The sequence below is a fragment of the Nocardia fusca NBRC 14340 genome (assembly GCF_001618425.1).
GTDB classification, from domain to species: domain Bacteria; phylum Actinomycetota; class Actinomycetes; order Mycobacteriales; family Mycobacteriaceae; genus Nocardia; species Nocardia fusca.
The window spans coordinates 1-22,801 of sequence record NZ_BDCU01000043.1 but is presented as its reverse complement, the minus strand read 5'-3'; the positions used below and the strand labels follow the sequence as shown (position 1 = coordinate 22,801).

At 69.3% G+C, this 22,801-nt stretch carries 27 protein-coding genes; 19 read left to right on the top strand and 8 right to left on the bottom strand.

The features are described from left to right. The first annotated feature begins 58 nt into the window (after positions 1-58). From hemB to NF4_RS27510, 4 genes are all read left to right on the top strand, one after another. Positions 59-1,036, top strand: coding sequence for a porphobilinogen synthase (gene hemB / locus NF4_RS27530; protein ID WP_063130305.1), 978 nt, complete (start codon positions 59-61; stop codon positions 1,034-1,036). A gap of 8 nt (positions 1,037-1,044) precedes the next feature. Next, positions 1,045-1,533 (top strand): hypothetical protein, encoded by a 489-nt coding sequence (locus NF4_RS27525; protein WP_232330674.1) that lies wholly within the window; start codon positions 1,045-1,047, stop codon positions 1,531-1,533. 351 nt (positions 1,534-1,884) lie between these two features. Beyond that, positions 1,885-2,400, top strand: a complete 516-nt coding sequence (gene mce1N, locus NF4_RS27515) for a transport-regulating membrane protein Mce1N (protein ID WP_063130303.1) — start codon at positions 1,885-1,887, stop codon at positions 2,398-2,400. Positions 2,401-2,463: 63 nt separating this feature from the next. After that, positions 2,464-2,712 carry a hypothetical protein gene (locus tag NF4_RS27510; protein ID WP_063130302.1) on the top strand — a complete coding sequence of 83 codons (249 nt, stop codon included), beginning with the start codon at positions 2,464-2,466 and terminating at the stop codon, positions 2,710-2,712. Between the two features lie 9 nt (positions 2,713-2,721). Here the strand turns inward: NF4_RS27510 and NF4_RS27505 are convergent, their stop codons facing one another. Beyond that, positions 2,722-3,117, bottom strand: coding sequence for a hypothetical protein (locus NF4_RS27505; protein WP_232330673.1), 396 nt, complete (start codon positions 3,115-3,117; stop codon positions 2,722-2,724). A gap of 170 nt (positions 3,118-3,287) precedes the next feature. On the opposite strand from NF4_RS27505, the gene hemL reads away from it, so the two are divergent. The 8 genes from hemL (at position 3,288) to NF4_RS38135 (ending at position 10,229) form a co-directional block, all read left to right on the top strand. After that, complete coding sequence (gene hemL, locus NF4_RS27500) at positions 3,288-4,622, top strand: glutamate-1-semialdehyde 2,1-aminomutase (protein WP_063130318.1); 1,335 nt, start codon at positions 3,288-3,290, stop codon at positions 4,620-4,622. A 119-nt stretch (positions 4,623-4,741) separates the two neighbouring features. Next, entirely contained in the window at positions 4,742-5,413 is a 672-nt protein-coding gene (locus NF4_RS27495; RefSeq protein WP_063130317.1) for a histidine phosphatase family protein, read from the top strand. Next, complete coding sequence (locus NF4_RS27490; RefSeq protein WP_063130301.1) at positions 5,410-6,030, top strand: TlpA disulfide reductase family protein; 621 nt, start codon at positions 5,410-5,412, stop codon at positions 6,028-6,030. The genes NF4_RS27495 and NF4_RS27490 overlap by 4 nt, the downstream gene beginning before the upstream one ends. Beyond that, positions 6,027-6,281, top strand: coding sequence for a hypothetical protein (locus NF4_RS38140; RefSeq protein ID WP_157120642.1), 255 nt, complete (start codon positions 6,027-6,029; stop codon positions 6,279-6,281). The genes NF4_RS27490 and NF4_RS38140 overlap by 4 nt, the downstream gene beginning before the upstream one ends. Next, positions 6,278-7,162 carry a cytochrome c biogenesis CcdA family protein gene (locus tag NF4_RS27480; protein ID WP_063130299.1) on the top strand — a complete coding sequence of 295 codons (885 nt, stop codon included), beginning with the start codon at positions 6,278-6,280 and terminating at the stop codon, positions 7,160-7,162. Before NF4_RS38140 ends, NF4_RS27480 begins: the two co-directional genes overlap by 4 nt. Then, complete coding sequence (gene resB / locus NF4_RS27475) at positions 7,159-8,778, top strand: cytochrome c biogenesis protein ResB (RefSeq protein WP_063130298.1); 1,620 nt, start codon at positions 7,159-7,161, stop codon at positions 8,776-8,778. The genes NF4_RS27480 and resB overlap by 4 nt, the downstream gene beginning before the upstream one ends. 90 nt (positions 8,779-8,868) lie before the next feature. After that, positions 8,869-9,837: a c-type cytochrome biogenesis protein CcsB gene (ccsB, locus tag NF4_RS27470; RefSeq protein ID WP_063130297.1), complete on the top strand. Its 969-nt coding sequence runs from the start codon at positions 8,869-8,871 to the stop codon at positions 9,835-9,837. A gap of 167 nt (positions 9,838-10,004) precedes the next feature. After that, a complete protein-coding gene (locus NF4_RS38135; RefSeq protein WP_157120641.1) occupies positions 10,005-10,229 on the top strand; it encodes a hypothetical protein in 225 nt (74 codons plus the stop codon). Between the two features lie 58 nt (positions 10,230-10,287). Here NF4_RS38135 and NF4_RS27465 read toward each other — a convergent pair whose 3' ends face one another. Next, complete coding sequence (locus tag NF4_RS27465) at positions 10,288-10,488, bottom strand: hypothetical protein (protein ID WP_063130316.1); 201 nt, start codon at positions 10,486-10,488, stop codon at positions 10,288-10,290. A 220-nt stretch (positions 10,489-10,708) separates the two neighbouring features. Further along, on the bottom strand, positions 10,709-10,921 hold the full coding sequence (locus NF4_RS27460; RefSeq protein ID WP_063038164.1) for a BldC family transcriptional regulator: 213 nt from the start codon (positions 10,919-10,921) through the stop codon (positions 10,709-10,711). 158 nt (positions 10,922-11,079) lie between these two features. On the opposite strand from NF4_RS27460, the gene NF4_RS27455 reads away from it, so the two are divergent. The 3 genes from NF4_RS27455 to NF4_RS27445 all read left to right on the top strand — a co-directional run bounded on the left by NF4_RS27455 (position 11,080) and on the right by NF4_RS27445 (position 16,075). Next, positions 11,080-11,523: a DUF4229 domain-containing protein gene (locus NF4_RS27455; RefSeq protein ID WP_084533516.1), complete on the top strand. Its 444-nt coding sequence runs from the start codon at positions 11,080-11,082 to the stop codon at positions 11,521-11,523. Beyond that, positions 11,520-12,605, top strand: a complete 1,086-nt coding sequence (gene cds1 / locus NF4_RS27450; protein WP_063130296.1) for an L-cysteine desulfhydrase Cds1 — start codon at positions 11,520-11,522, stop codon at positions 12,603-12,605. Before NF4_RS27455 ends, cds1 begins: the two co-directional genes overlap by 4 nt. Before the next feature lie 62 nt (positions 12,606-12,667). Next, complete coding sequence (locus NF4_RS27445; RefSeq protein WP_063130315.1) at positions 12,668-16,075, top strand: AfsR/SARP family transcriptional regulator; 3,408 nt, start codon at positions 12,668-12,670, stop codon at positions 16,073-16,075. Positions 16,076-16,097: 22 nt separating this feature from the next. Here NF4_RS27445 and NF4_RS27440 read toward each other — a convergent pair whose 3' ends face one another. Both NF4_RS27440 and NF4_RS27435 read right to left on the bottom strand, forming a co-directional pair. Beyond that, positions 16,098-16,922 carry an ABC transporter permease gene (locus NF4_RS27440; protein ID WP_063130295.1) on the bottom strand — a complete coding sequence of 275 codons (825 nt, stop codon included), beginning with the start codon at positions 16,920-16,922 and terminating at the stop codon, positions 16,098-16,100. Beyond that, positions 16,919-17,911: an ATP-binding cassette domain-containing protein gene (locus NF4_RS27435; RefSeq protein WP_063130294.1), complete on the bottom strand. Its 993-nt coding sequence runs from the start codon at positions 17,909-17,911 to the stop codon at positions 16,919-16,921. The genes NF4_RS27440 and NF4_RS27435 overlap by 4 nt, the downstream gene beginning before the upstream one ends. A 108-nt stretch (positions 17,912-18,019) precedes the next feature. Between NF4_RS27435 and NF4_RS27430 the strand changes: the two genes are divergently transcribed. The 3 genes from NF4_RS27430 to NF4_RS27420 all read left to right on the top strand — a co-directional run bounded on the left by NF4_RS27430 (position 18,020) and on the right by NF4_RS27420 (position 19,313). Next, on the top strand, positions 18,020-18,241 hold the full coding sequence (locus tag NF4_RS27430; RefSeq protein WP_039826929.1) for a hypothetical protein: 222 nt from the start codon (positions 18,020-18,022) through the stop codon (positions 18,239-18,241). Continuing rightward, positions 18,242-18,817, top strand: coding sequence for a Clp protease N-terminal domain-containing protein (locus NF4_RS27425; protein ID WP_063130293.1), 576 nt, complete (start codon positions 18,242-18,244; stop codon positions 18,815-18,817). A gap of 112 nt (positions 18,818-18,929) precedes the next feature. Next, a complete protein-coding gene (locus tag NF4_RS27420) occupies positions 18,930-19,313 on the top strand; it encodes a phage holin family protein (RefSeq protein WP_063130292.1) in 384 nt (127 codons plus the stop codon). A 3-nt stretch (positions 19,314-19,316) separates the two neighbouring features. Here the strand turns inward: NF4_RS27420 and NF4_RS27415 are convergent, their stop codons facing one another. Beyond that, the gene (locus NF4_RS27415; protein ID WP_063130291.1) at positions 19,317-20,189 is read right to left on the bottom strand and encodes a 1,4-dihydroxy-2-naphthoate polyprenyltransferase; all 873 of its coding nucleotides are present in this window, start codon (positions 20,187-20,189) and stop codon (positions 19,317-19,319) included. A 163-nt stretch (positions 20,190-20,352) separates the two neighbouring features. On the opposite strand from NF4_RS27415, the gene NF4_RS27410 reads away from it, so the two are divergent. After that, positions 20,353-20,643 (top strand): Rv3202a family protein, encoded by a 291-nt coding sequence (locus tag NF4_RS27410; RefSeq protein ID WP_063130290.1) that lies wholly within the window; start codon positions 20,353-20,355, stop codon positions 20,641-20,643. Positions 20,644-20,687: 44 nt separating this feature from the next. Here the strand turns inward: NF4_RS27410 and menE are convergent, their stop codons facing one another. Next, positions 20,688-21,851 carry an o-succinylbenzoate--CoA ligase gene (gene menE / locus NF4_RS27405; RefSeq protein ID WP_063130289.1) on the bottom strand — a complete coding sequence of 388 codons (1,164 nt, stop codon included), beginning with the start codon at positions 21,849-21,851 and terminating at the stop codon, positions 20,688-20,690. 296 nt (positions 21,852-22,147) lie between these two features. Next, complete coding sequence (locus NF4_RS27400) at positions 22,148-22,531, bottom strand: VOC family protein (protein ID WP_030525619.1); 384 nt, start codon at positions 22,529-22,531, stop codon at positions 22,148-22,150. Positions 22,532-22,801: the final 270 nt, after the last annotated feature.

Here is a 22,801-nt window from a genome sequence, read left to right as displayed (position 1 = left end):
GGTCGCGGAGCGGGGCCGCTGGTCCCGGGCGCCGACCGGCACCCCTAGACTTCACACCATGAGCGGTATCGAGCGTCCGCGGCGGCTGCGGCGTACGCCGGCGTTGCGGCGGCTGGTGGCCGAGACCAGTCTGGAGCCGCGGCATCTGGTGTTGCCGATGTTCGTGGTGGATGGGTTGTCCGAGCCCCGGGAGATCGGTTCCATGCCCGGGGTGTTCCAGCATTCGCTGGATTCCCTGCGCAAAGCCGCCACCGAGGCCGTTGCGGCCGGTGTGGGCGGGCTGATGTTGTTCGGGGTGCCGAAGCCGGAGGACAAGGATCCGCTGGGGAGCCGCGCGACCGATCCGGAGGGAATCTTGAACCGGGGGTTGCGGGCGCTGGCCGCCGAGGTGGGGGATGCCACCGTGGTCATGGCCGATACCTGCCTCGACGAGTTCACCGACCACGGCCATTGCGGGGTGCTGGACGGCTCCGGCGCGGTCGACAACGACGCCACGGTGCGGCGGTACGTGGAGATGGCGCTGGCGCAGGCCGAGGCGGGCGCCGATCTGCTGGGTACGAGCGGGATGATGGACGGTCAGGTCGGCGCGATCCGCGCGGGACTGGACGAGGCGGGCCGGACCGATACCGCCATCCTCGCCTACGCGGCCAAGTACGCGTCGGCGTTCTATGGTCCCTTCCGGGAGGCGGTGGCGTCGTCGCTGGAGGGCGACCGCCGGACCTATCAGCAGGACGCGGCCAACCGCCGGGAGTCGATCCGGGAGCTGGAGCTGGACCTGGAGCAGGGCGCCGATATCGTCATGGTGAAACCGGCCATGTCGTATCTGGACATTCTGCGCGAGGTGGCCGACCGTTCACCGGTACCCGTTGCGGCGTATCAGATTTCGGGGGAGTACTCGATGATCACGGCGGCGGCCGAGCGCGGCTGGATCGATCGCCGCGGCGCCGTGCTGGAATCGCTGACCGGTATCCGCCGCGCGGGCGCGGATATCGTGCTCACCTATTGGGCGACGGAGGCGGCGCTCTGGCTGTCATGACTCCGCCGGTGGATATTGTCACCGCGCGGCAACTGTGGTGGGGCGTGATCGGTTTGGGTGTGGGGCGGTTGTTCGTATCCCTGGCCGATACCCTGACCAATCGCGAGCGGTTCAGCGCGGAGTTCCGGGAGCGGATGCAAGCGGCGGATCCGCAGATCACACCGGCAATGGTCGACCTGCTGGTCACGGTGGGGGCGGTGCTGGGCGTGATTCTCGGGCTGGCGGTCGCCGCGCTGGCGGTGCTGGTCGTGCACCAGCTCGGCAAGGGAAAGCTGTGGGCGCGGACCCTGCTGACCTTCGCCGGGGTCTGGCTGGTGATCTCCGGGGTGATCGCGCTGTTCTCCATCGGTGTGGTGGAGGGGGCCGGGCCGGTGCTGTCCGGGGCGGCGTCCATCGTGCAGGCGGTACTGGCGGGCGGGGCGATCTTCCTCTGTCAGCGCCCGGAAGCGGCGAAATGGTTTCTGCCGCGTGGGCCCGGGGCTCCCGGAAATCGTTGAGAGCCGGAACCCGGCTCGCTGACCTGGGCATTGTTACCGACAGCCGGCCGGCGGCCCATTCAAGTAACGAACGTGGAGTTTGTTCCCGGTATTCCGCCATGTATGGTGAGGGCTGTCACAGAGGACATGCCAACCGGCGGCCTCGGGTACCCGGTCAGTAGGACGGGAGACCTGACCGTCCGGGGATCGGAGGCAATGATGCGAGTGGTGATCCAACAGCCACAGAGTATTCGGCGGGACATGCTCGTACTGACTCTTCTGGTCCTGTTCGGGGTCCTCACCGTCGCGGTTCTGCTGATCCCCGGCGTTATCGGCTGATCCGGGTGGCCCTCGTTTCCGGCCGGTTCGCCCATGCCTGATCGAGTGGACACCACCCCGGAGGCCGGGGAGATCCACTTCTCCGAGCCCGGAGCCCGCTGGCGGGCGGTTGCCTACGGCCCCCTGATCTGCGCGCTGCTGCTGGCCGTGGAGATCGCGGCGGGTGTCACACCGCACTGGTTCGCGCTCATTTTCTGCGCCGTACTGATCAGTGGGTTCGCGGTATTGCAGGTGTACGCCGCCCGCACCCATGTCAGCGTCGAACTCACCGACGGCTTCCTGCGCAACGGTGCCGAGACGACACCGGTCCGGTCCATTGCCGCGGTGCTGCCGGTGGATGCCGACGAACCCTGGGAGAGCGGCCGGGCGCTCGGCGAACTGACCGGTGTACCGCGGCGGCGTACCGCGATCGGGTTGCGCCGCAGCGATGGTGAACTGGTGCGCACCTGGGCCAAGGACCATCGCGCGCTGCGGGCGGCATTGGCCCGGGTGGTGGGGGTGCCCCCTGTGGAGGAGGATCGCGCACCGGTTCCCGGTCGCGACGATTGATTATCGGGTCGCGTGCGGGCACGATCGGGTGATCGCGTCCGAGCCGCCGACCCGAGGAGACCTGTGAACCGTTCGCTCGTCCTACCGGCTGCCGATATCGCGCTGGCGGTTCTCGCGCTGGTGTCGGCCGCGCTCTGCTGGAACCTGGGCGTCCAGAACACCGTTTTCCCGGCGACCGGAGATGTGCCGGCCTACACCGCGACCCGGTACGCGGGGCCGTGGTTGTTCCTGGCGATGCTGCTGGTGGCGGGTGCGGGTACCGCCGTCATCGATGCCGTCACCCGGCTGGTCCGGGCGCCGCGGCGGGTCTGAACCGCCCGGTCAGCGCCACTGCTGGTAGATATCGAACACCCGGCCGTGTGGTGCGCCGGGGACGTGGAAGAACACCAGCACCGAACCACCGTTGTCGGCCGACTCCAGGATCACCTGGCGCAGCGAGGCGTGGACGCCGCCGTTCTCGTCGCGGTAGAGACGGGTGTCACTGTCGAGTCCGGCGCCGATCCGGGAGGGCGGGATCACGTGGTCGACCAGGGCCGGGATCGGGCCCGCGGCCAGCGCCGCGGTTTCGGGGTTGTTCAGCCGGAATCCGGCGCGCGCGTTGTCGGGGTCCACGACCGGTTCGGCGGCTGCCGCCGTACCCGCGCCGAGGCCGGTGGCCAGGGCTCCGAAGGCGACCGAGACCAGAGAAAGTGCCGCAGTACTCCTGGCAATTCGCAAAACGACCTCCCCGGCCGGTGATCCGCTGTGTGTTCCGATGCAGACAGAGACTACGCACTCGGGTCCTGACCCGGCTGTATTTGGCTTGGCCGGTGTCGCCGTCGCGGTGTATGTCACGTATGCGCACCCTGTCGTCGACGCCGCCGGAGGCGGCTGCCAAACTGGAGGCCGTGAGTTCTCTGCGCGTGGCCGGTACGGCGGTGCCGGCCTCCAGTCAGCTTTTCCAGCGAGCCGAAGCGGTTGTTCCCGGTGGTGTCAATTCCCCGGTGCGTGCCTTCGGCTCGGTGGGCGGCACGCCGAGGTTCATCACATCCGCCCGGGGCTGCCGGTTGACCGACGCCGACGGTAACGATTACGTCGATCTGGTGTGCTCCTGGGGGCCGATGATCCTCGGGCACGCCCATCCCGCGGTGGTCGAGGCGGTCCGCGAGGTCGCCGGGTCGGGATTGTCCTTCGGGGCGCCGACACCGGGCGAGGTGGAACTGGCCGAACTCATCGTCGAGCGGGTCGCTCCGGTGCAGAAGGTGCGGCTGGTGAATTCCGGGACCGAGGCGACCATGAGCGCGGTCCGGCTGGCGCGCGGGTACACCGGGCGCACCAAGATCATCAAATTCGCCGGGTGTTATCACGGCCACGTCGACGCGCTGCTGGCCGAAGCCGGTTCCGGGGTCGCGACATTCGCACTGCCGACCTCGCCGGGCGTCACCGGGGCGCAGGCCGCCGACACCATCGTGGTCCCCTACAACGATCTGGACGCCGTGCGCGCCGCTTTCGAGGCCAACCCGGGCGAGATCGCCGCGGTGATCACCGAGGCCGCCGCCGGGAACATGGGCGCGGTGGCACCGCTGCCCGATTTCAATGCCGGGCTGCGCCGGATCACCTCCGATCACGGGGCGCTGCTCATCATGGACGAGGTGATGACCGGTTTCCGGGTGAGCGCGGCCGGCTGGTACGGACTCGATCCGGTGGCCGCCGACCTCTACACCTTCGGCAAGGTGATGAGCGGCGGGCTGCCCGCGGCCGCGTTCGGCGGCCGGGCCGAGGTGATGGACCGGCTGGCCCCGCTGGGCCCGGTCTACCAAGCGGGCACCCTGTCGGGGAATCCGGTGGCCGTGGCGGCCGGGCTCGCGACCCTGCGCGCCGCCGACGACGCGGTGTACGCCGCGCTGGACCGCAACAGCGAACGCCTCGGGATTCTGCTCACCGATGCCCTCACCGGCGCGGGGGTCCCGCACCGGGTGCAGTTCGCGGGCAATATGGTCAGCGTGTTCTTCGCCGATGAACCGGTACTCGACTACGCCGCCGCCAAGGCGAGCGCGACCTGGCGCTACCCGGGCTTCTTCCACGCGCTGCTCGACGGCGGGGTGTACGCGCCGCCCAGCGCGTTCGAGGCCTGGTTCGTCTCGGCCGCGCTCGACGACGCCGCGTTCGACCGAATCGCCGCAGCCCTGCCCGCCGCCGCCGAAGCGGCCGCGAGCGCCACACCCGAAGGAAATCGCGCGTGAGCAAGCCCGACCCCGAGCGCGTATCCGCCGCCCCGGCAGACCGGGACGATCCGATATCCACCACCGGACCCGCCGTCCCCGCAGCGGAGACCGGCACCGATCTCGGCACGCCGGGTGAGGTGGCCGCGGCCGCGCCGTCGACCGGTGCCTCCGATGCCGAATCGGTCGAAACCATCGTGCACGTGCTGCGGCACGGTGAAGTGCACAATCCGCGCGGGATCCTGTACGGCAGGCTGCCCGGTTTCGGTCTGTCGGTGACCGGGCGGGCGCAGGCCGGCGCGGTCGCGCGGGCACTGGCCGATCACGATATCGCCCTGGTGATCGCGTCGCCGCTGCAGCGCGCGCAGGAGACCGCCGAACCCATCGCGGGCCGGCACGGGCTGATCGTGCGCACCGACGAGAACCTCATCGAGGCCGGCAACACCTTCGAGGGCCTGCGGGTGTCGGTCGGGGACGGCGCACTGCGCAAACCCCGGCACTGGTGGAAACTCCGTGACCCCTTCACTCCGTCCTGGGGTGAGCCCTACCTGCAGATCGCGCACCGCATGCTGGCCGCGGTGAACAAGGCCCGGGTGGAGTCGGCCGGTCGTGAGGCGGTGCTGGTCTCCCATCAGCTGCCGGTGTGGACGTTACGCCGGTTCCTGCAGGGCCAGCGCCTCTGGCACGATCCGCGCACCCGGCAGTGTGGTCTGGCCTCGCTCACCTCGCTGGTGTACCGGGGCGACACACTCGTCGATATCGTCTACTCCGAGCCCGCGGGCGGTTCGGATCCTACGGTGCACGGCGCATGAGGAAGGGTGCCGCGGCATTCGGGTTCCGGCTGCTGCCGGCGCTCGCCGCACTGCTGTGCCTCACCGCGTCGGCCTGTTCGACCGGTACCGACGCGGTGGCCACGGGCGGCACCTTCGAATTCGTCTCGCCGGGCGGGCAGACCGATATCTTCTACGATCCCCCGTCCGACCGTGGCACGATCGGCAAGCTCTCGGGCCCGGAACTGATGTCGGATACCGGGGAGAACGTCTCCGTGGAGGATTTCCCGGGCCAGGTCGTCGTCATCAATCTGTGGGGGCAGTGGTGCGGGCCCTGCCGCGGTGAAGCCCCCGCGCTCGAACAGGTCTACGAACAGACCAAAGATCTCGGGGTCGCTTTCCTCGGGATCAATGTCCGTGATTTCCAGCAGGACAAAGCACGAGATTTCGTCATCGATAACCACGTCGGTTATCCGTCGATCTACGACCCGTCGATGCGCACGCTGCTGGCGCTCGGTGGAAATTTCCCGACCAGTGTCATTCCCACAACTCTGGTGCTGGATCGGGACCACCGGGTGGCGGCGGTTTTCCTGCGCGCCCTACTCACAGAAGATCTGTTACCGGTGGTGCAGCGCATCGCCGCGGAGGGAGCATCATGAGAAGTCTTCGATCCCGAGGCGTACGCCGCTACGGGGCGACCCGGCCACCGCGCGGAGTCCGGGCCGAGGTACTGGTGAAGTCCTCGCTCGGCTCGTGGGAGTTACAGCCCGCGGCCCAGCAGCCCGGCAGCGACCGGCGGGTGTCGAGTTCGCGCCCGTCCGGCGGCCGGGGATCGACCGCGCCGGGTGGCCGCGGTGACGAGCGGCGCGTGAACAACTCCGAGGGCGAATCGGAGCGTAGTTCGCGTTGACGGTGTTGGCAGGAGTGGGGGAATCGTTTCAGCAGACAGCGGCCACCGGGCCGTTGCTGTTCGCCCTCGGCGCCTGCCTGCTGGCCGGTCTGGTGTCGTTCGCTTCGCCGTGCGTAGTGCCGCTGGTGCCGGGGTATCTGTCCTATTTGGCCGGTCTGGTCGGTGCGCAGGCGCCGCCGGCGACCGTGGACCAGGCCCGGCGCAACCGGAGTGCGGCGCCCGCCGGTGGCACCGCCACGGCGGTGCTCACCGACCCCCCCGCCGCCGCGGAGACCGCGTCCGCCCCCGATTCCGGGCGGCTGCGGGTCGCGGGTGCGGCGGGACTGTTCGTCGCCGGTTTCACGGTGGTGTTCGTGCTGGCCACCGCTACCGTGTTCGGCCTCATCCAGACACTCAATGTGAACCGGGAACTCTTGCAGCGCCTGGGTGGCGTGGTCACCATCGTGATGGGCCTCGCGTTCCTGGGTCTGATCCCGGCATTGCAGCGCGATACCCGGATGGAACCCCGGCGGCTCGCCGGGATCGCCGGGGCCCCGCTGCTGGGCGCCGTGTTCGCGCTCGGCTGGACCCCATGCCTGGGTCCGACGCTGTCGGGCGTGATGGCGGTGGCCGCCGGTACCGAGGGCACCACCGCGGTGCGCGGCGTGGCCCTCATCGTCGCCTACTGCCTGGGCCTCGGCCTGCCGTTCGTGATCCTGGCCTTCGGGTCGGCGAGCGCGCTGCGCGGTGTGGGGTGGCTGCGGCGTAATTCCCGCCGGATCCAGATCGTCGGCGGAATCCTGCTGGTCGCGGTCGGGGCGGCGTTGGTCACCGGAGCCTGGGACCAGTTCGTCGGCTGGGTCCGCGACGGCTTCGTCGCCGAGGTGACGCTGCCGATATGACCGTGACGATGCTCCCCGAGGCGCCCCCGGTCCAACCGCCCCGGCAGTCCCCGCTGGGCCGCGCCCGCGCGCTGGTGCGCAACGCCTGGCGCGGGCTCACCAGTATGCGGACGGCGCTGGTGCTGCTGTTCCTGCTGGCCCTGGCCGCGATTCCGGGCGCCCTGCTGCCGCAACGCAGCCTGAACGAACAGAAGGTCGCGACCTATATAGCCGACCGGCCGGTGCTCGGTGAGTGGATGGACCGGTTCGAGCTTTTCGACGTGTTCTCCAGCTTCTGGTTCACCGCGGTCTATGTGCTCCTGTTCATCTCCCTCGTGGGCTGCATCCTGCCGCGCACGGTGGACCACTACCGCGCGCTGCGGACCCCGCCGGTGCGGGTGCCGCGCAATCTGGCCCGGCTGCCGCACCACCATCGAGTGGTGCTCGACGGCAGCGCGGACGAGATCGCCGAGCGGGCCCGGACGCGGCTGCGCGGCTGGCGTATCGAGACCCGGCCGGGGGAGCGCGACGGCGAGGTCACGCTGTCGGCGGAGAAGGGCTACACCCGCGAACTGGGCAATCTCGTGTTCCACCTGGCCCTGGTGGGTCTGCTGGTGGCCATCGCGGTCGGGAAGTTGTTCGGTTACGAGGGCAATGTGATCGTCGTCGCGAACAACGGGCCCGGTTTCTGCACCACCTCGCCGGCGGTTTTCGACTCGTTCCGGGCCGGGAACGTGAACGACGGTACCGGGATGACCCCGATGTGCGTGAAGGTGAAGAACTTCCGGGCCGACTATCTCGACAACGGTCAGGCCGAGATGTTCACCTCCGATATCTCGTATCAGGAGGGTGCGGACCTGGCCGCCGGTACCTGGCGGGATACGACCATCCGGGTGAACCATCCGCTGCGCGTCGGCGGGGACCGGGTCTATCTGCAGGGGCACGGTTACGCGCCGACGTTCACCGTGACCTTCCCGAACGGGGAGAAGCGCACCGAGACCGTGCAGTGGCAGCCCGACGATATGCAGACCTTCCTCTCCAGCGGGGTGCTGCGGATCGACCCGCCGGGCGGGATGTTCGCCACCGAAGCCGAGCGCCGGCAGAACCAGATCGCGATCGAGGGACTGTTCGCGCCGACCGCCGGTTTCCACGGGTCGCTGCTCACCTCGGTGTACCCGGAGATGACCGATCCGGCGGTGGCGGTCGATATCTATCGCGGCGATACCGGGCTGGACACCGGCCGCCCACAGTCGATCTTCGCGCTCGATCAGGAGATGGTCGCGCAGGGCCGGCTCACCAAGGAGGCCCGGGTGAATCTGCGGCCTGGCGAGACCACGAAGCTGCCGGGCGGCACCGAGGTGCGTTTCGACGGGGCCGAGGAGTTCGTGAATCTCCAGGTCTCCCATGATCCTGCGCAGCAGTGGGTGCTGGTCAGCGCACTGGTGATGATGGGCGGGTTGCTGGTCTCGCTGCTGGTTTCGCGGAGGCGGGTCTGGTTGCGGGTGACCCCGGAGGGTACCGTGGAGCAACGACGCGTCGTAGTAGAGATGGGCGGATTGGCCCGTACCGATCAGGCCGGCTGGGGCGGGGAGTTCGATCGCCTGCGGCACCGGCTACTGGACGCGTCCGGCGACTGATCGCCGCCCCTGAGCACCCGCGTGGGCGACCACGCATGGGCAGCAGCGCTGTCCACCGAGCACCGCGGTACGAACACGGGAGATGTAACGATGCCGATCGACGATACGCTCGCCGGCTACAGCGACCTCGCCTACAAGACGTCGATCGTCGTGTACGCGCTGGTACTGCTGCTATTGATCGTGCAGTACGCCTCGGCGCGGGTCCGGCAGGTGAGCGAGCGGGAGATGGTTCCCGCCGGCGGGGTCGCCGCGGGCAGCGCGACCCCGGGCCGGATCGCCGAGACGCCGGCCCGGCCGCTGTCGGAGCGACTCGGCAACATGGCCTTCTCGGTGCTGTTCGTGGCGGTGGCCCTGCACGTGGGCTCGATAGTGCTGCGCGGTTTCGCCACCGGGCGATTCCCCCTCGGCAATATGTACGAGTTCGTATCCATGGCGACCGCGGCCGCCGCGGTGGTCGGCCTGGTGCTCATGCGGGACGCCCGTTTCCGGGCGATGTGGGTGTTCCTGCTCGTGCCGATGCTGATCCTGATGTTCCTCGCGGGCACGGTGCTGTATACCGACGCGGCGCCGGTCGTTCCCGCACTGCGCTCGTTCTGGCTGCCACTGCACGTCACGATCGTGAGCCTGGGCAGCGGGGTGTTCCTGGTGTCGGGCGTGGCGAGTCTGCTGTTCCTGTACCGGCTACGTCAGCCCGAGGGCGCCGAATCCGCGAACATCCTGGGCACGATCGCACGTCGCCTGCCCGATGCCCGCACGCTCGACCGGCTGGCCTACCGCACCACCATCATCGGGTTCCCGCTCTTCGGTGCCGGGGTCATTCTCGGGGCGATCTGGGCCGAGGCCGCCTGGGGGCGGTTCTGGGGCTGGGATCCGAAGGAGACCTGCTCGTTCATCGCCTGGGTCCTCTACGCCGCGTACCTGCACGCGCGGGCCACCTCGGGCTGGCGGGACACGAAAGCCGCGTGGATCAATGTGGCGGGTTTCGTGGCGATGCTGTTCAACCTCTTCATCATCAATCTGGTCGTTTCCGGCCTGCACAGCTACTCCGGCCTGACCTGATCGGACGGCTATTTCTCCGGCCGTAATGATCGTTACTCCGCCGCAATGCTCGGTTGCTATTGTTCGGGCGGGTTATTTGCTGAACTGTACAGGGCCCGGCCTGCGATTTATCGGGCGTGACCGGTCATTTCCCCTCCATAGCGCGGCGAGCAATGAGGAGAGCGGCAGTGGATTCGGAGAATTTCAGTTCGGATAACAGCGGTGATGCCGATTGTTGCGCATCCGTGGCCGCGAACAACACGCTTATCTGCGGTCTGGAGCCGGACTCCCTGGTCAGATTGGTGCGCACCGCAGTCGGATTGCCGGCCGAGGCGCTCGACCGTTTGGCCGTGGTCGCGGATAAATTGAGGGCGGTCGAAGGGCTGCCCCAACTGGACAGCACCAGCGATTGAGCCTGCCTTCCGGGCCGCGGGAAAATGCCCACGGCCGGACGTTGTCGGGGCGCGGGGGTCAGTGTTCGGCGGGCCCCGGATCGCCGTCCCGATGTTTCTGCTGACGCGAGATACGCCAGAGGAATTCGGGATCGTCATCCGGGCCGAGAACACGCTTTCGGGTCGGTCCCGGAGTGGGCGTGCTGTGTCCGGGGCCGAATGCCTTCCAGCACAGCACCACGATCGCAACGATCGCGATGAGTGCCAACAGGTACATCACGTGGCTCACCTCCTCCCACGAGGTTAACTCCACGAGCCGCCACCGGGTAAGTGCACCCGCGGGGCAGGCGTACCCACGCCTGCGCCGGTGCCGCGCGGACTGCGGACGGGCCTCGCCTCACTGTGCCCGTCGGGCGGTCCGCTCGACCGGGTCCAGCTCAGCCGCGCGAAGGGAGCGGCCGAGCTGTCCGCGTAGTGGTGCCGTCCGTGTGGACGCGGTCTCAGCCGCGTACGGTCGCCTCGGTGGTGAGCGATTCGAGCAACCGCATAACCTCCGATTCACGGAACCGGCGATGGCCACCCGGGGTGCGCAGCGAGCCGAGCCGCCCCGCATGCGCCCAGCGGGTGACGGTCTTGGGGTCTACGTGGAACAGGGCGGCAACCTGGCCCGGGGTCAACAGGTTCTCCTGCGCCCCCATGGCGATCGCGGTCATGGCAAACCTTTCTGTTTCGTCACGTTTTCTCATCGGGTTCCGACATAGTGGCACCGCGACCCCCGGGTGTTCGAACCACCTACTGTTGGTAAAGCGGAGGTAATGGACAAAACGGATACGCGGTACGAGGGGTTCGGTGCGTCGCTTACGCTGGTCAGGTGAGTGACGCGAACCTATCCGAGGAACCGAACACCCCCCGGCCCGGTACGTCGCCGGGCCGTCGGCTGGCACGCAATCTGGCGCTCTACACCCTGGCCCGGCTGGTGCTGGTCGCGATCCTCACCGCCGTCATCATGGCCGTGACCGCGGTGGTGGGGGTGCAGATTCCGCTGGTCGTGGCGATCCTCTTCGCGATCGTCATCGCGCTGCCGCTCTCGCTCACCCTGTTCAAGGGGCTGCGCGCGAAGGTGAACTCCGATATCGCGGCGGTGGACGAACGCCGCCGCCGGGACAAGGCGCAGCTGCGGGCCCGGCTGCGCGGGGAGCCCGAGGCCGCGGAACCGGAGAAGCCCGCCGCGCAGGGGCCCGGTACCACGGCCGAGCGCACGCCGGAAACAGATCCGGAGCGGGGGGAAAAGGGTAGTTCCGGCGGCCCGGCGTGAAGTCCTGCGCGCGCGGCAACCCGCGCGACTGGGCCGATGAGGCGGTCCGCCTCATCGATGCCGACGCCCAGCGCAGCGCCGACACCCATCTGCTGCGGTATCCGCTGCCGGCCGGCTGGAATGTGCAGCTCTACCTGAAGGATGAATCCACCCATATCACCGGCAGCCTGAAGCACCGGCTGGCCCGGTCCCTGTTCCTCTACGCCCTGTGCAACGGCTGGATCACCGAGGGAACCACGATCGTCGAGGCCTCCTCCGGGTCGACCGCGGTGAGCGAGGCGTATTTCGCCCAACTGCTCGGCCTCGACTTCGTGGCGGTGGTTCCGGCCAACACCTCACCGCAGAAGATCGCGCTCATCGAAGCCCAGGGCGGGCGGTGCCACTATGTCCGGCGCCCACCCGATATGTACACCGAGGCGGCCCGGTTGGCCGCCGAATGCGGCGGCCACTACCTGGACCAGTTCACCAACGCCGAACGCGCGACGGACTGGCGCGGGAACAACAATATCGCCGAGTCCATCTTCGACCAGCTGACCCTGGAATCCCACCCGGTGCCGGAGTGGATCGTGGTCGGCGCCGGCACCGGCGGTACCAGCGCGACCATCGGCCGGTATCTGCGCTACCGCCGGTATCCGACCCGGCTGGCCGTGGTGGATCCGGACAACTCCGCGTTCTACGGCGCCTACGAAACCGGGCTGCGCGACTATACGACCGGGATGCCGTCGCGGATCGAGGGGATCGGGCGCCCCCGGATGGAACCGTCGTTCGTGCCGGAGGTGGTGGACCGGATGATCCACGTCCCCGACGCCGCCTCGATCGCCGCGGCCCGGTTCGCGGGCCGGGGGCTCGGCCGGAAGGTGGGCGGTTCCACCGGAACCAACTTCTGGGGTGCGTGCGCGTTGATCGCGCAGATGCTGGCCACGGGGCGCAGCGGCAGCGTGGTCACCCTGCTGTGCGACGGCGGCGAACGCTACGCGGGCACCTATTACAGCGATGAATGGGTCGCGGGCCAGGGCTGGGACCTGTCCGAGCCCACGGCGGTGCTGGACGAGTTCCTGGCCACCGGCCGGTGGCGGGGCTGACCACACGACCCGGTGGTGACGACGCGCTGACGGGGCGGCGCGGCGCATACGATGACGCCGGTATGGTACTCGACCCGGGCCGCTCGCACGGCCGTCATCCCGTGAGCCCGGTCTTCGCGGACGAAACACTCGTGGTGACGCTGCTGGGGCGTATCGCGGTGCGCCGCGACGCCGAACTGGTGGCACTGCCGGGGACCCGGGCCCGATTGCTGCTGGTCGCGCTGGCGCTGCGGCCGGGTCGCAGCCGCAGCGCCGCCGTACTCATCGAAGATGTCTGGGGCGGTGCGCCGCCGCGCTCGCCGATGAACGCGCTGCACACCCAGATCTCGCGGCTGCGTGCCGGGTTACCCGAGGGAGTGCTGGAGGCGGGCCCGGCCGGATACCGGCTCGCGCTCGGGCCGGAACAGGTGGATCTCACGGCCGTGCGGCAGTCGGCGCGCCGGGCCGGTGCCGCGTTGGCCGCGGGTGATCCGGCCGGGGCGCTGGCCATCGTGGAACAGGCGCGCGGCCTGTGGTGCGGGGAGCCGGGTGCCGAGCTGCCGCCGAGCGAACCGGCCACCGAACTCGCCGACCTGGCCGCGGAATACGCCGGGGAACTCGACGATATCGAGCGGTCGGCCCGGGAGGCCTGCGGCGATCTCGACGGCGCCGTCGAGATCGCCCGCGCGCAAGCCCGGCAGCGGCCCGCGGACGAGGCCCGCGCCCGGACCCTGATGCGTCTGCTCGCCGCCGCGGGCCGCGACAACGAGGCACTGGACGTTTTCGCCGCGCTGCGGACGACCCTGGCCACCGAACTCGGTACCGACCCCGGGGCCGCGATCACCGAACTCAACACCGCGATCCTGCGCGGTGGGTTCGTATCCCGGGTGGAACCGGGGCGGTCCGCGCCGGTCCCGCCGCCACCACCACCGATCGCGGCGGTCGGTGTGCGGGCCGCGCCGAACGCGCTACTCGGCCGTGCCGACGATCTCGCGGAACTGGCCCGCTTGCTGAGAGTTTCGCGGGTGACCACCGTGCTCGGGCCGGGCGGGGCCGGAAAGACCCGGGTGGCCAATGAACTCGCCGCACGGTCGGCCGCCGATCGGCCGGTGGTACTGGTGGAACTGGCCTCGGTGCGTCCGGAGGGTACGAGCCGGGACGCGGTGGTGGATATCGAGTCCGCGATAGCGGGGGCGGTGGGTCTCGGGGAGACCGCCCGGGATCGCGCGAAGCCGCAGGTGCGTCCGCCCACCGACAGCAGACGCCGGCTCCGCGACGCGCTGTCGGCGCGGCCGATGCTGCTGGTACTGGACAACTGTGAACATCTGATCGACGGTGCGGCCATGGTGGTCGCCGATCTGGTGGGCAGCTGCCCACAGCTGACCGTGCTCACCACCAGCAGATCGCCGTTGGCGATCACCGCCGAAACGGTATATCCGCTGGCGCCGTTGGCGATCGACCCGGCCGGGTCGCCGGCGACCGACCTGTTCGCGGCCCGGGCCCGTGCGGTACGGCCGTCGGTCCGGCTGGATCCGGCCATCGTGGCCCGGCTCTGTCGCACGCTGGACGGGTTGCCGCTGGCCATCGAACTCGCCGCGGCCCGGGTGCGGACCATGAGCGTGGAGGATATCGAGCGGCGGCTCGACCAGCGTTTCGCGCTGTTGCGCACCGGCGACCGCACCTCACCGGAACGGCACCGCACGTTGCACGCGGTGATCGCTTGGAGCTGGAACCTGCTCGAGCCCTCCCAGCAGATCGCGCTGCGCCGGATGTGCCGTTTCCCGGCGGGTTTCACGCTCGACGCGGCGGAGGTGGTGGCCGGTGGTCCGGAGGTCGGCGATATCGCGACAGCCGTCGACGGACTGGTCGGGCAGTCGCTGCTGACCGTTGTCGAGGACGCGGACTCCGCTGCCGAGCACGCGGTGGGCGTGCGTTACCGGATGCTGGAGACGGTCCGCGAATTCGGTGAGCAGCAATTGGTCGCGGCCGATCACGAGAACGGCGGCGAGGTCGAACTCGTGGAGTCGCGGATGGCGCGCTGGGCGTGCGAATTCGCGGTGGCGGTCGCGCGGCGATACCTCGCCGGTGACGAACTCGGGCCGGCCCTGCTCATGGTCGCGGAACTGGACAACCTCGTCGCGGTGCTGCGGCGGGCCGAGGCGGGCCGGGACCGATTCACCGTCTACGCCGTTTTCCCCGCGCTGGCCATGCGGTGGGTCGCGCACGGGGCCCACCTGGAACTGCTGGGATGGATTCCGCGGCTGCTCGCGCTTCCGCCACCGGACCACGCATCGGGTACCCACGCGGATCTGCACATGCTCGGCCATGCCATGACCGCGCTGCACCTGGCTTTCATGTCACGCAGTCTCCGGGAGTTGGCGGTGGTCCGGTTCCGGGTCCGCGCGCTGCTGCGGCACGCCGTCGGAATGACCGGGACCCTGCGTTATCTCGGGCTGCTGCTGACCTGTCCCGCCGATGCGGTGCGGCTGGCCCGCTTGCTCGCGGACGGGGCGCGTGCCGACGACGCACGGATCAGGGTCGTCGCGCTGGTGGCCCGGGCGAACATCTGGGAGAACATGGGCCGGATCCATGCCTCCCGTCGCGACGCGCAGGCCGCCCGGGCGCTCACCGGTGAGGCCCAGGTGTGGAACCGGGCGATGGTGGTGCAGCATCTGGGTGCGCTGAACGGGCAGACCGCGCACTACCGCGAATCGGTCGGGTACTACGAGGAAGCGGCCGAGTTACTGCTCCGGATCCGGGCCTACGACGAAAGTCTCGAGGTGCGGTCGTACCTGGCGGTCTGCCTGGCCGGTATCGGAGATCCGGCGCGGGCGCGCCGGGAACTCGCGGCCGCCCTGGGGCTGTCCGATTTCGGCCGGGCGGGACTGGAACTGGTCGACGACCCGACCATCCGCCGTAACCATCGGCTTTCCACGATCGCGGCGGGCCTGGCCGAGGTCGAACTCGCCGAAGGCGATATCGAGGCCGGACTGGCCCATTTCCGGCGGGCGCTCGACCTGCTGGCCTGGCAGGAAGGTGAATTCACCCCGGGGCCCGGGGCGCTGCTGATGTGCGCGACGACCGTCGCCGCGCATGTGCTCGCCGGTCGGACCGAGACGGTCGCGGCGCTGGTACCCGAACTCGCCGGCATGGCACTGGACCGGCTCGACACCGTCCCGGACCTGCCGCAGATCGGGGCGGTGGCCTGTGCGCTGGGATCGGGATTGCTGGCTCTGGACGAGCGGACCGAGGCCGCGGTCGAGCTGATCGCGCTGGCGCAGGTGGTGTCGGGCCGGCAGGACTATTCGGTCATCCGGTGGGAGCGGCACTGCGCGCTGTGGCGGGACCGGATCGGTGCGCCGCGGCTGAACGCGGCCCTCGCGACCGCGCGCCGGTTGCGCAGGACTGTGGCCGCCGCGCGGATCCTGGAGCTGGTCGGTGGGATCGTGACGGGGCCACCGGGGCCGCTCGATCGGATCGCGGCCGATTGAGCGGGCCCGGCGGCCGCGTCCCTCAGGCTCGGCGCATATAGGCCCGGACGGTCAGCGGCGCGAATACCGCGACGATCGCCGCGGCGCCGACCAGGGACCAGACGACGTGCATTCCGATATGACCGGTGTTCATCAGGTCCCGGCAGGCCCAGACCAGGTGGGAGACCGGGTTGACGTCGATGAACGCCTGGAGCCAGCCCGGCATCGTCTCCTTGGGCACGAAGGCCGGGGAGGCGAAGGTCAGCGGGAACATGACGAGCATGGAGTAGCCCTGTACCGCCGAGGCCTTGTTGGCGATCACACCGAAGAAGGCCCAGATCCAACTGGTGGCGAAGGAGCAGGCCACCACCAGCAGTACCGCCAGCGCGACACCGGCCGGCTCCGGGCGGTAACCCATGAGGAAACCCATCACCACGGTCAGCGCCGAGGCGATGCCGTAGCGGACCATATCGGCGGTCAGCGCACCCGACAGCGCGGCGACCCGGGCGATGGGCAGGGATTTGAAGCGGTCGAAGACGCCCTTCTCGATATCCTCCTTGAGCTGTACGCCGGTCACCACCGAGGTCATCACCACGGTCTGGACGAGAATGCCCGGAATGATCACCGGCAGATAGCTTTTCACATCGCCGGAGATGGCCCCGCCGAAGATGTAGGTGAACATCAGGGTGAAGATCACCGGCTGGATCACCACGTCGAAGAGCTGCTCGGGATTGTGCTTGATCTTGAGCAGGCCGCGGTAGGCCATGGTCATGGTGTTGTCGAAGGTTCTGCGCAGGCCGATGCGGGCGGCCGGCGCCGGTACCCGCGGCGCCACCACGCGTGCGGGTTCGGTCAGTGTCGTGGTCATGCGGCGGTCCGTTCGGTGTCGGTGTCGGTGTCGGATTCGGCCGGGTGGCCGGTGAGGGTGAGGAACACTTCGTCGAGGCTTGGTTTGGTCACCGTGATCTCCTCCACCGCGACCGCGCGGTCGCGCAGGCCGATCAGCAGATCGGTGGTGCCGTTCGGGTCGGGCAGCGCCGCGGTGAGCCGGCCGGCCTCCGGTGTGGTCTGGACCTCGGTGTGCAGCACGTCGGCGATGATCCGGCGGGCGGTTTCGAGCTGGGATCGGTCGGCCAGGGTCAGCTGTAGCGAGGACCCGCCGATGGACGCCTTCAGTTCGTCGGCGGTGCCGTCGGCGATGACCCGGCCGTGATCGATCACCGCGATCCGGTCGGCCAGCTGGTCGGCTTCGTCCAGGTACTGGGTGGTGAGCAGGACGGTCGTGCCGCCCCGCACCAGCCTGCGGATGGTCTCCCACATCTGGGCCCGGGTACGCGGGTCCAGGCCGGTGGTCGGCTCGTCGAGGAACAGCAGCGGCGGGGTCGCGATGAGACCGGCCGCCAGGTCGAGCCGGCGGCGCATACCGCCGGAGAAGTTCTTCAGCGATTTGTTCGCCGCGTCGGTGAGTTCGAATTCCTCCAGTAGCTCGGCGGTCCGGCGTCTGGCGGCAGTTCGGCTCAGTCCGAGCAGCCGGGAGAAGACCATCAGGTTCTCGGTGGCGGTCAGGTCCTCGTCGACCGAGGCGTACTGGCCGGTGACGCCGATGAGCGACCGCACGGCGCCCGGTTCGGCGACGACATCGTGACCGAACACCCGGGCGCTGCCACCGTCGGGGCAGAGCAGAGTGGCCAGCATGCGAATGGTCGTGGTCTTCCCCGCCCCGTTCGGCCCCAGTACGCCGTAGACCGAGCCCTGCGGCACGGCCAGGCTCACCCCGTCGACGGCCCGCTGGGTGCCGAACACCTTGACCAGGTCGTTCGCCTCGATCGCGAACGTGGCGGATTCGTGATTCGTCATAGCGGCTACGGTCCTCTTCCCGTCTTGCACGGCTCTTGCGCCGCGATTGCGTTCACCTGTCGTCAATTTTTGTTGACATCAGGCGCGAGTGTCAATAAAAATTGACATATGACAGAAGCAACCACGCTGGCCGCGGCGGCGGGCAGCCCGGACCCCGCGGTGGGTCTACGGGCAGTGCTGGCGCTGCGCAGACTCCTCGAACGGCTCGAAGCGATCCAGGTGGGCAATGCCCGCGACCAGGGCTGGTCCTGGCAGGCCATCGCCGACGCACTCGAGGTCAGCAAACAGGCAGTCCATCAGAAACACAACCGGAGAGACAGGGGTCGATAGATGTTCGAGCGATTCAGCAGGAACGCCAGAAGCGCGGTTGTCGCGGCACAGGAACAGGCGCGTGAACTGGGGTCCCCGGAGATCCGGGTCGAGCACCTCCTGCTCGGACTACTGGAAGAGGGCGAACCGCAACTGCGCTCGCTACTGGAACAGAACGGATTCACGCTGCACGGCGCACGGCAATCGCTGAGCGCCGCGACAACCGACGATCCACTGGGGCCCGGCGACGCCGAGGCACTGCGTTCCATCGGCATCGACCTGGACGCGGTACGCGAAAGCCTGGAAGCCGGGTTCGGTGCCGACGCGCTGGACCGGGCGATCCCCGCGGACGAACCCCGCGGCCGGCGCCGCGGCGGACGGCTCGGGCACATCCCGTTCACCCGGGACGCCAAGAAGGCACTGGAACTATCGCTGCGCGAAGCCTTGGCACGCAAGGACAAATCCATCGAATCAGGCCATGTCCTGCTCGGTATCCTGCGCACACCCGGCCCGGTCGCCACCGAACTGCTCGGCGGCCCCGACGAGATCGCCCGCCTGCGCGGCGAGATCAACACCCTCCTCGACAAAGCGGCATGAGCGCAGCCGGCCCGGCCACACAGCGTCCCCCGACTCGTCGGGTCACGCCGGCGGTCGGGCCGGAATCCGCTGTATCCGGCGCCCGGCGCCCCGATGTGCTTAGCATGGCCGTATGCAGCTTGTGCTCCGGTTGATCGGCACCGCCTTCGCCATCTGGCTCGCCGCGCTATGGGTCGGCGATATCGAACTCGTCTCTCCACCCGACCAGGGCAACGGCGCGAAGCTCGTGGTTCTGCTCGCGGTAGCGGCGGTGTTCACCGTGGTGAACTCCTTCGTCAAACCGCTGGTGAAACTACTGTCGCTACCGCTGGTCATCCTGACCCTCGGCCTGTTCCTGCTGGTGATCAACGCCCTTATGTTGTGGCTCACGGCCTGGATCACCGAAGCCACCGACTACGGCCTGCGGATCGACGGGTTCTGGGCGGCGTTCCTGGGTGCAATCATCGTCACGATCGTCAACTGGGCCATCGGCATCCTGATCCCGGACAACGACTGAAGGTCAGGTGCCGAGCCAGAGGGCGACGGCGGACAATACGGACCAGGCGAGTAGGGCGAGGCCGGAATCGCGCAGGGCGGGGATCAGCTCCAGGCCGGCGCGGTCCGCCCGGACGGGCGCGTTCGCGCGGACGGCCAGGGGGAGGGCCAGCAGGCCGGCCAGGGCCCAGGGAGTACGGGCCGCCAGTGCGAGGGTCAGCACGAACGGGACCACCAGCAGAACCAGATGTACCGTGCGGGTGCGGGTGTCGCCCAATTTCACCGCCAGCGTCGTCTTACCGGTTTCGCTGTCGGTCGGGATATCGCGCAGGTTGTTGGCCACCAGGACCGCGCTGGAGAACGCGCCGACGCCAACCGCGAGCGCCACCCCGGCCCAGTCGATCCGGAGCGCTTGGACGTACTGCGTACCCAGCACCGCCACCAGGCCGAAGAACACGAAAACGGCGACCTCGCCGAAACCGCTGTAGCCGTAGGGCTTGCTTCCGCCGGTGTAGAACCAGGCGCCCGCCAGGCATACCGCGCCGACCAGCAGCAGCCAGGGAGCCGACAGCACGGCCAAGATCAGCCCGAGTACCGCGCCGACCACGAGGCTCGCGACCGCGGCGCCCCGGACCGCGGCGGGGGAGGCCAGCCCGGAGCCGACCAGCCGCAACGGGCCGACGCGTTCGTCGTCGGTGCCGCGGATCCCGTCGGAGTAGTCGTTGGCGTAGTTGACCCCGACGATCAGCGCCAGAGAAACACCCAGCGCCAGGAGTGCTTTCCACCACTGCGCACCGTCGATGGCGGCCGCGGCGCCGGTACCGGCCACGACGGGCGCGATCGCGTTCGGCAGAGTTCTGGGCCGGGCGCCCTCGATCCATTGTGCTGCGGTAGCCATCTCCGCAGCCTAATGCGCGGGGCCGGGCGCAGCCCATCCACCGGCGCGCGAGACCGTTACTTGCCCGATCGGCTCATCAGGGGCATTCTCGACAAGGTTGGACTGATCTTCCTCTCGGCGGGTAGTCGCCCGGCGAGGCGTATACGGAGGAGAGGAGCCCATCATGGCCCAGCGTGACAAGCTGCCCCGGACGATCGATCCGGGCACCTTCGAAGCAATGTCCGAGGCCGACCGCGTCGAACAGGCCGCGCCGGTAGACCCGGACGAGGCCCCCTACGGCGATATCGATCCCCGGTCGGTGCCCGACGATTTGCCGATACCCGACGAACCGGTGGTGGTCGGCGGTCGCCCCGACGAGTGGCATGCGAATCCGATCGATATCGCCGAACAAGCCATCCCGGTCCCGCAGGGGGACGATTACGAAGGCGACTACGGCGACGACGACGAGGTCTGATCCATCGAACCCGGTCCGCGGCGGGATCCGCCGCGGACCGCGGCTCAGGAGGTCGACTCGGCCAGCAGGAATCTGCGCAGCGCGCCGCGATCGGGTTTCCCCGGCCCCAACAGCGGGATCTCGTCGACGAGGGTGAGTTCGCGCGGCGCGGCCACGACATCCAGCTCGGCCAGCACATGCTCGCGCAACTCGTCGAGAGTGGGCGCGGATCCGGGCGCGGGGACCACCGCCAGCGCCACCCGCTGACCCAGCCTGTCGTCGGGCAGGCCGAGCACCACACATTCCGACACGGCGGGATGGGTGGCCAGTACCGCCTCCACCACCTGCGGGATCACCAGCAGGCCGCCGGTGCTGATCGCCTCGTCCAACCGGCCCAGGACGCGCAGTACGCCGTCCTGGAAAACCCCCGCGTCGTCGGTGCGGAACCAGCCCGGTTCCGCGAACGCCGGATGATCGGGCATATTGCGGTATCCCGCGGCGAGCATCTCGCCGCCGAGCAGGATGCGGCCGTCCTCGATCCGCACCCGGGCCCCGGTCAGCGGGACACCGTCGTAGACGCAGCCGCCGCAGGTCTCACTCATCCCGTAGGTGCGCACGACATTGATTCCGGCGTCCCGGGCCCGCTCGTACACCGTGGAGGGGGTCGCGGCGCCGCCGATCAGCACCGCGTCCAGCTCGGCCAGCGCGGCTGCCGCGGTGGGTGTCTCCAGGACCTTGATCAACTGTGTCGGCACCAGCGAGGTGTACCGGCGTTCCCCGCGCATACCCGCGATCGCGCCGGCCAGCGCCTCGGGCAGGAAACCGCCGGAGACATCCACCACCGTCGGCTCGGTACCGGCCAGCAACGACCGCAGCAGAACCTGCAGTCCGGCGATGTGATGGGTGGGCAGGGCGAGCAGCCAGCTACCGGGGCCGCCGAGCCGTTCATGAGTGGCATCACCGCTGGCCCGCAACGCCGCCGCGGTGAGCATGGCGCCCTTCGGGACCCCCGTCGTACCGGAGGTGGTGACCACCAGCGCGATATCGTCGGCGATCGGCTCGCCCGGGGCGAGCGCGTCACCCAGCCGGCGGGCTTCGCGCCGATCGCTGGCGGGCACCGGCAGCCAGGCCGCCGAACCGCTACCGTCCAGCACCTGCCGCAGGTGCGGCAGCACATCGCTGACGCCACTGCCGGTGGGTATGGGCAGAGTACGCAAGGTTTTCGTCACGGCCGCGCCTTGTCCCCGGCTTGCCGGAAGGCCGCGATTCGCTCGCTGCGCTCGCTCACGGCAGCGATGGTTTCATGTCCGCCGGACAGCGGACAGCAGGGGCCGAAGCTGCCGGGACAGGGTGCCGGAGCCGGCTGATCGGATTGGGCTGGGCCAGGCATGGGACTGCGATTCACTCGTCGGACGGTACGAAAGCGGTCGCACCGGGCGTCGGTGATCGGGCGGCCATCCGATCGTATCGTCGCCCGGGGGACCGGGGGTTGGCAACCCGGCAGAAAACTCCGACCCGCACCGGGTCAGCGGGTGTCCCGTCGGATCGGGTGCTCCTCCGGCACCTCGACCAGCACGATCGGCACCCCGTCCGGGTCGGTCACCCACATCTCCACCAGGCCCCACGGTTCGGTCACCGGTGCCCGGTCGATCGCCACCCCGTTGAGCGTCAGCTCCACCGCCACCGCGGCGACATCACGCACCTGTAACCAGATCGCGCCCGCGAAACCGCGCGGATCGGCGTCGGAACCGCCGTGCCCGGCCACCTCGATGAGCGACTGCCCGGCGAAGAAAACCGTTCCACCCGGGTATTCGCGATAGATCGCCAGGCCGAGGGAGTCCCGATAGAAGGCCAGGGTGGTCGCGTAGTCCCGGGGACGCAGGATGATGCGGCTGCTGAGGATGTCCATCGGAGGGAAGTCTAGGGGTGTGACGGCAGTGTTGTGTCCGATTTGCGGCCCGCGGGATTGCGGGGCGTGGTGCCCGTAAACGGTGTGGGTCGAGCCGTGCAGTTGGGGCGTGATGACCCGGGGCCGGATCGCGAAGGTGGATATGTGAGCTCGCTTGCGAAGGTGAGGGGTGGGCCTGCTCGTGAAGGTGAGGGGTGGGCCCACTCGCGAAGGTGAGAGGTGGGCCTGCTCGTGAAGGTGAGAGGTGGGCCCACTCGCGAAGGTGCTGTG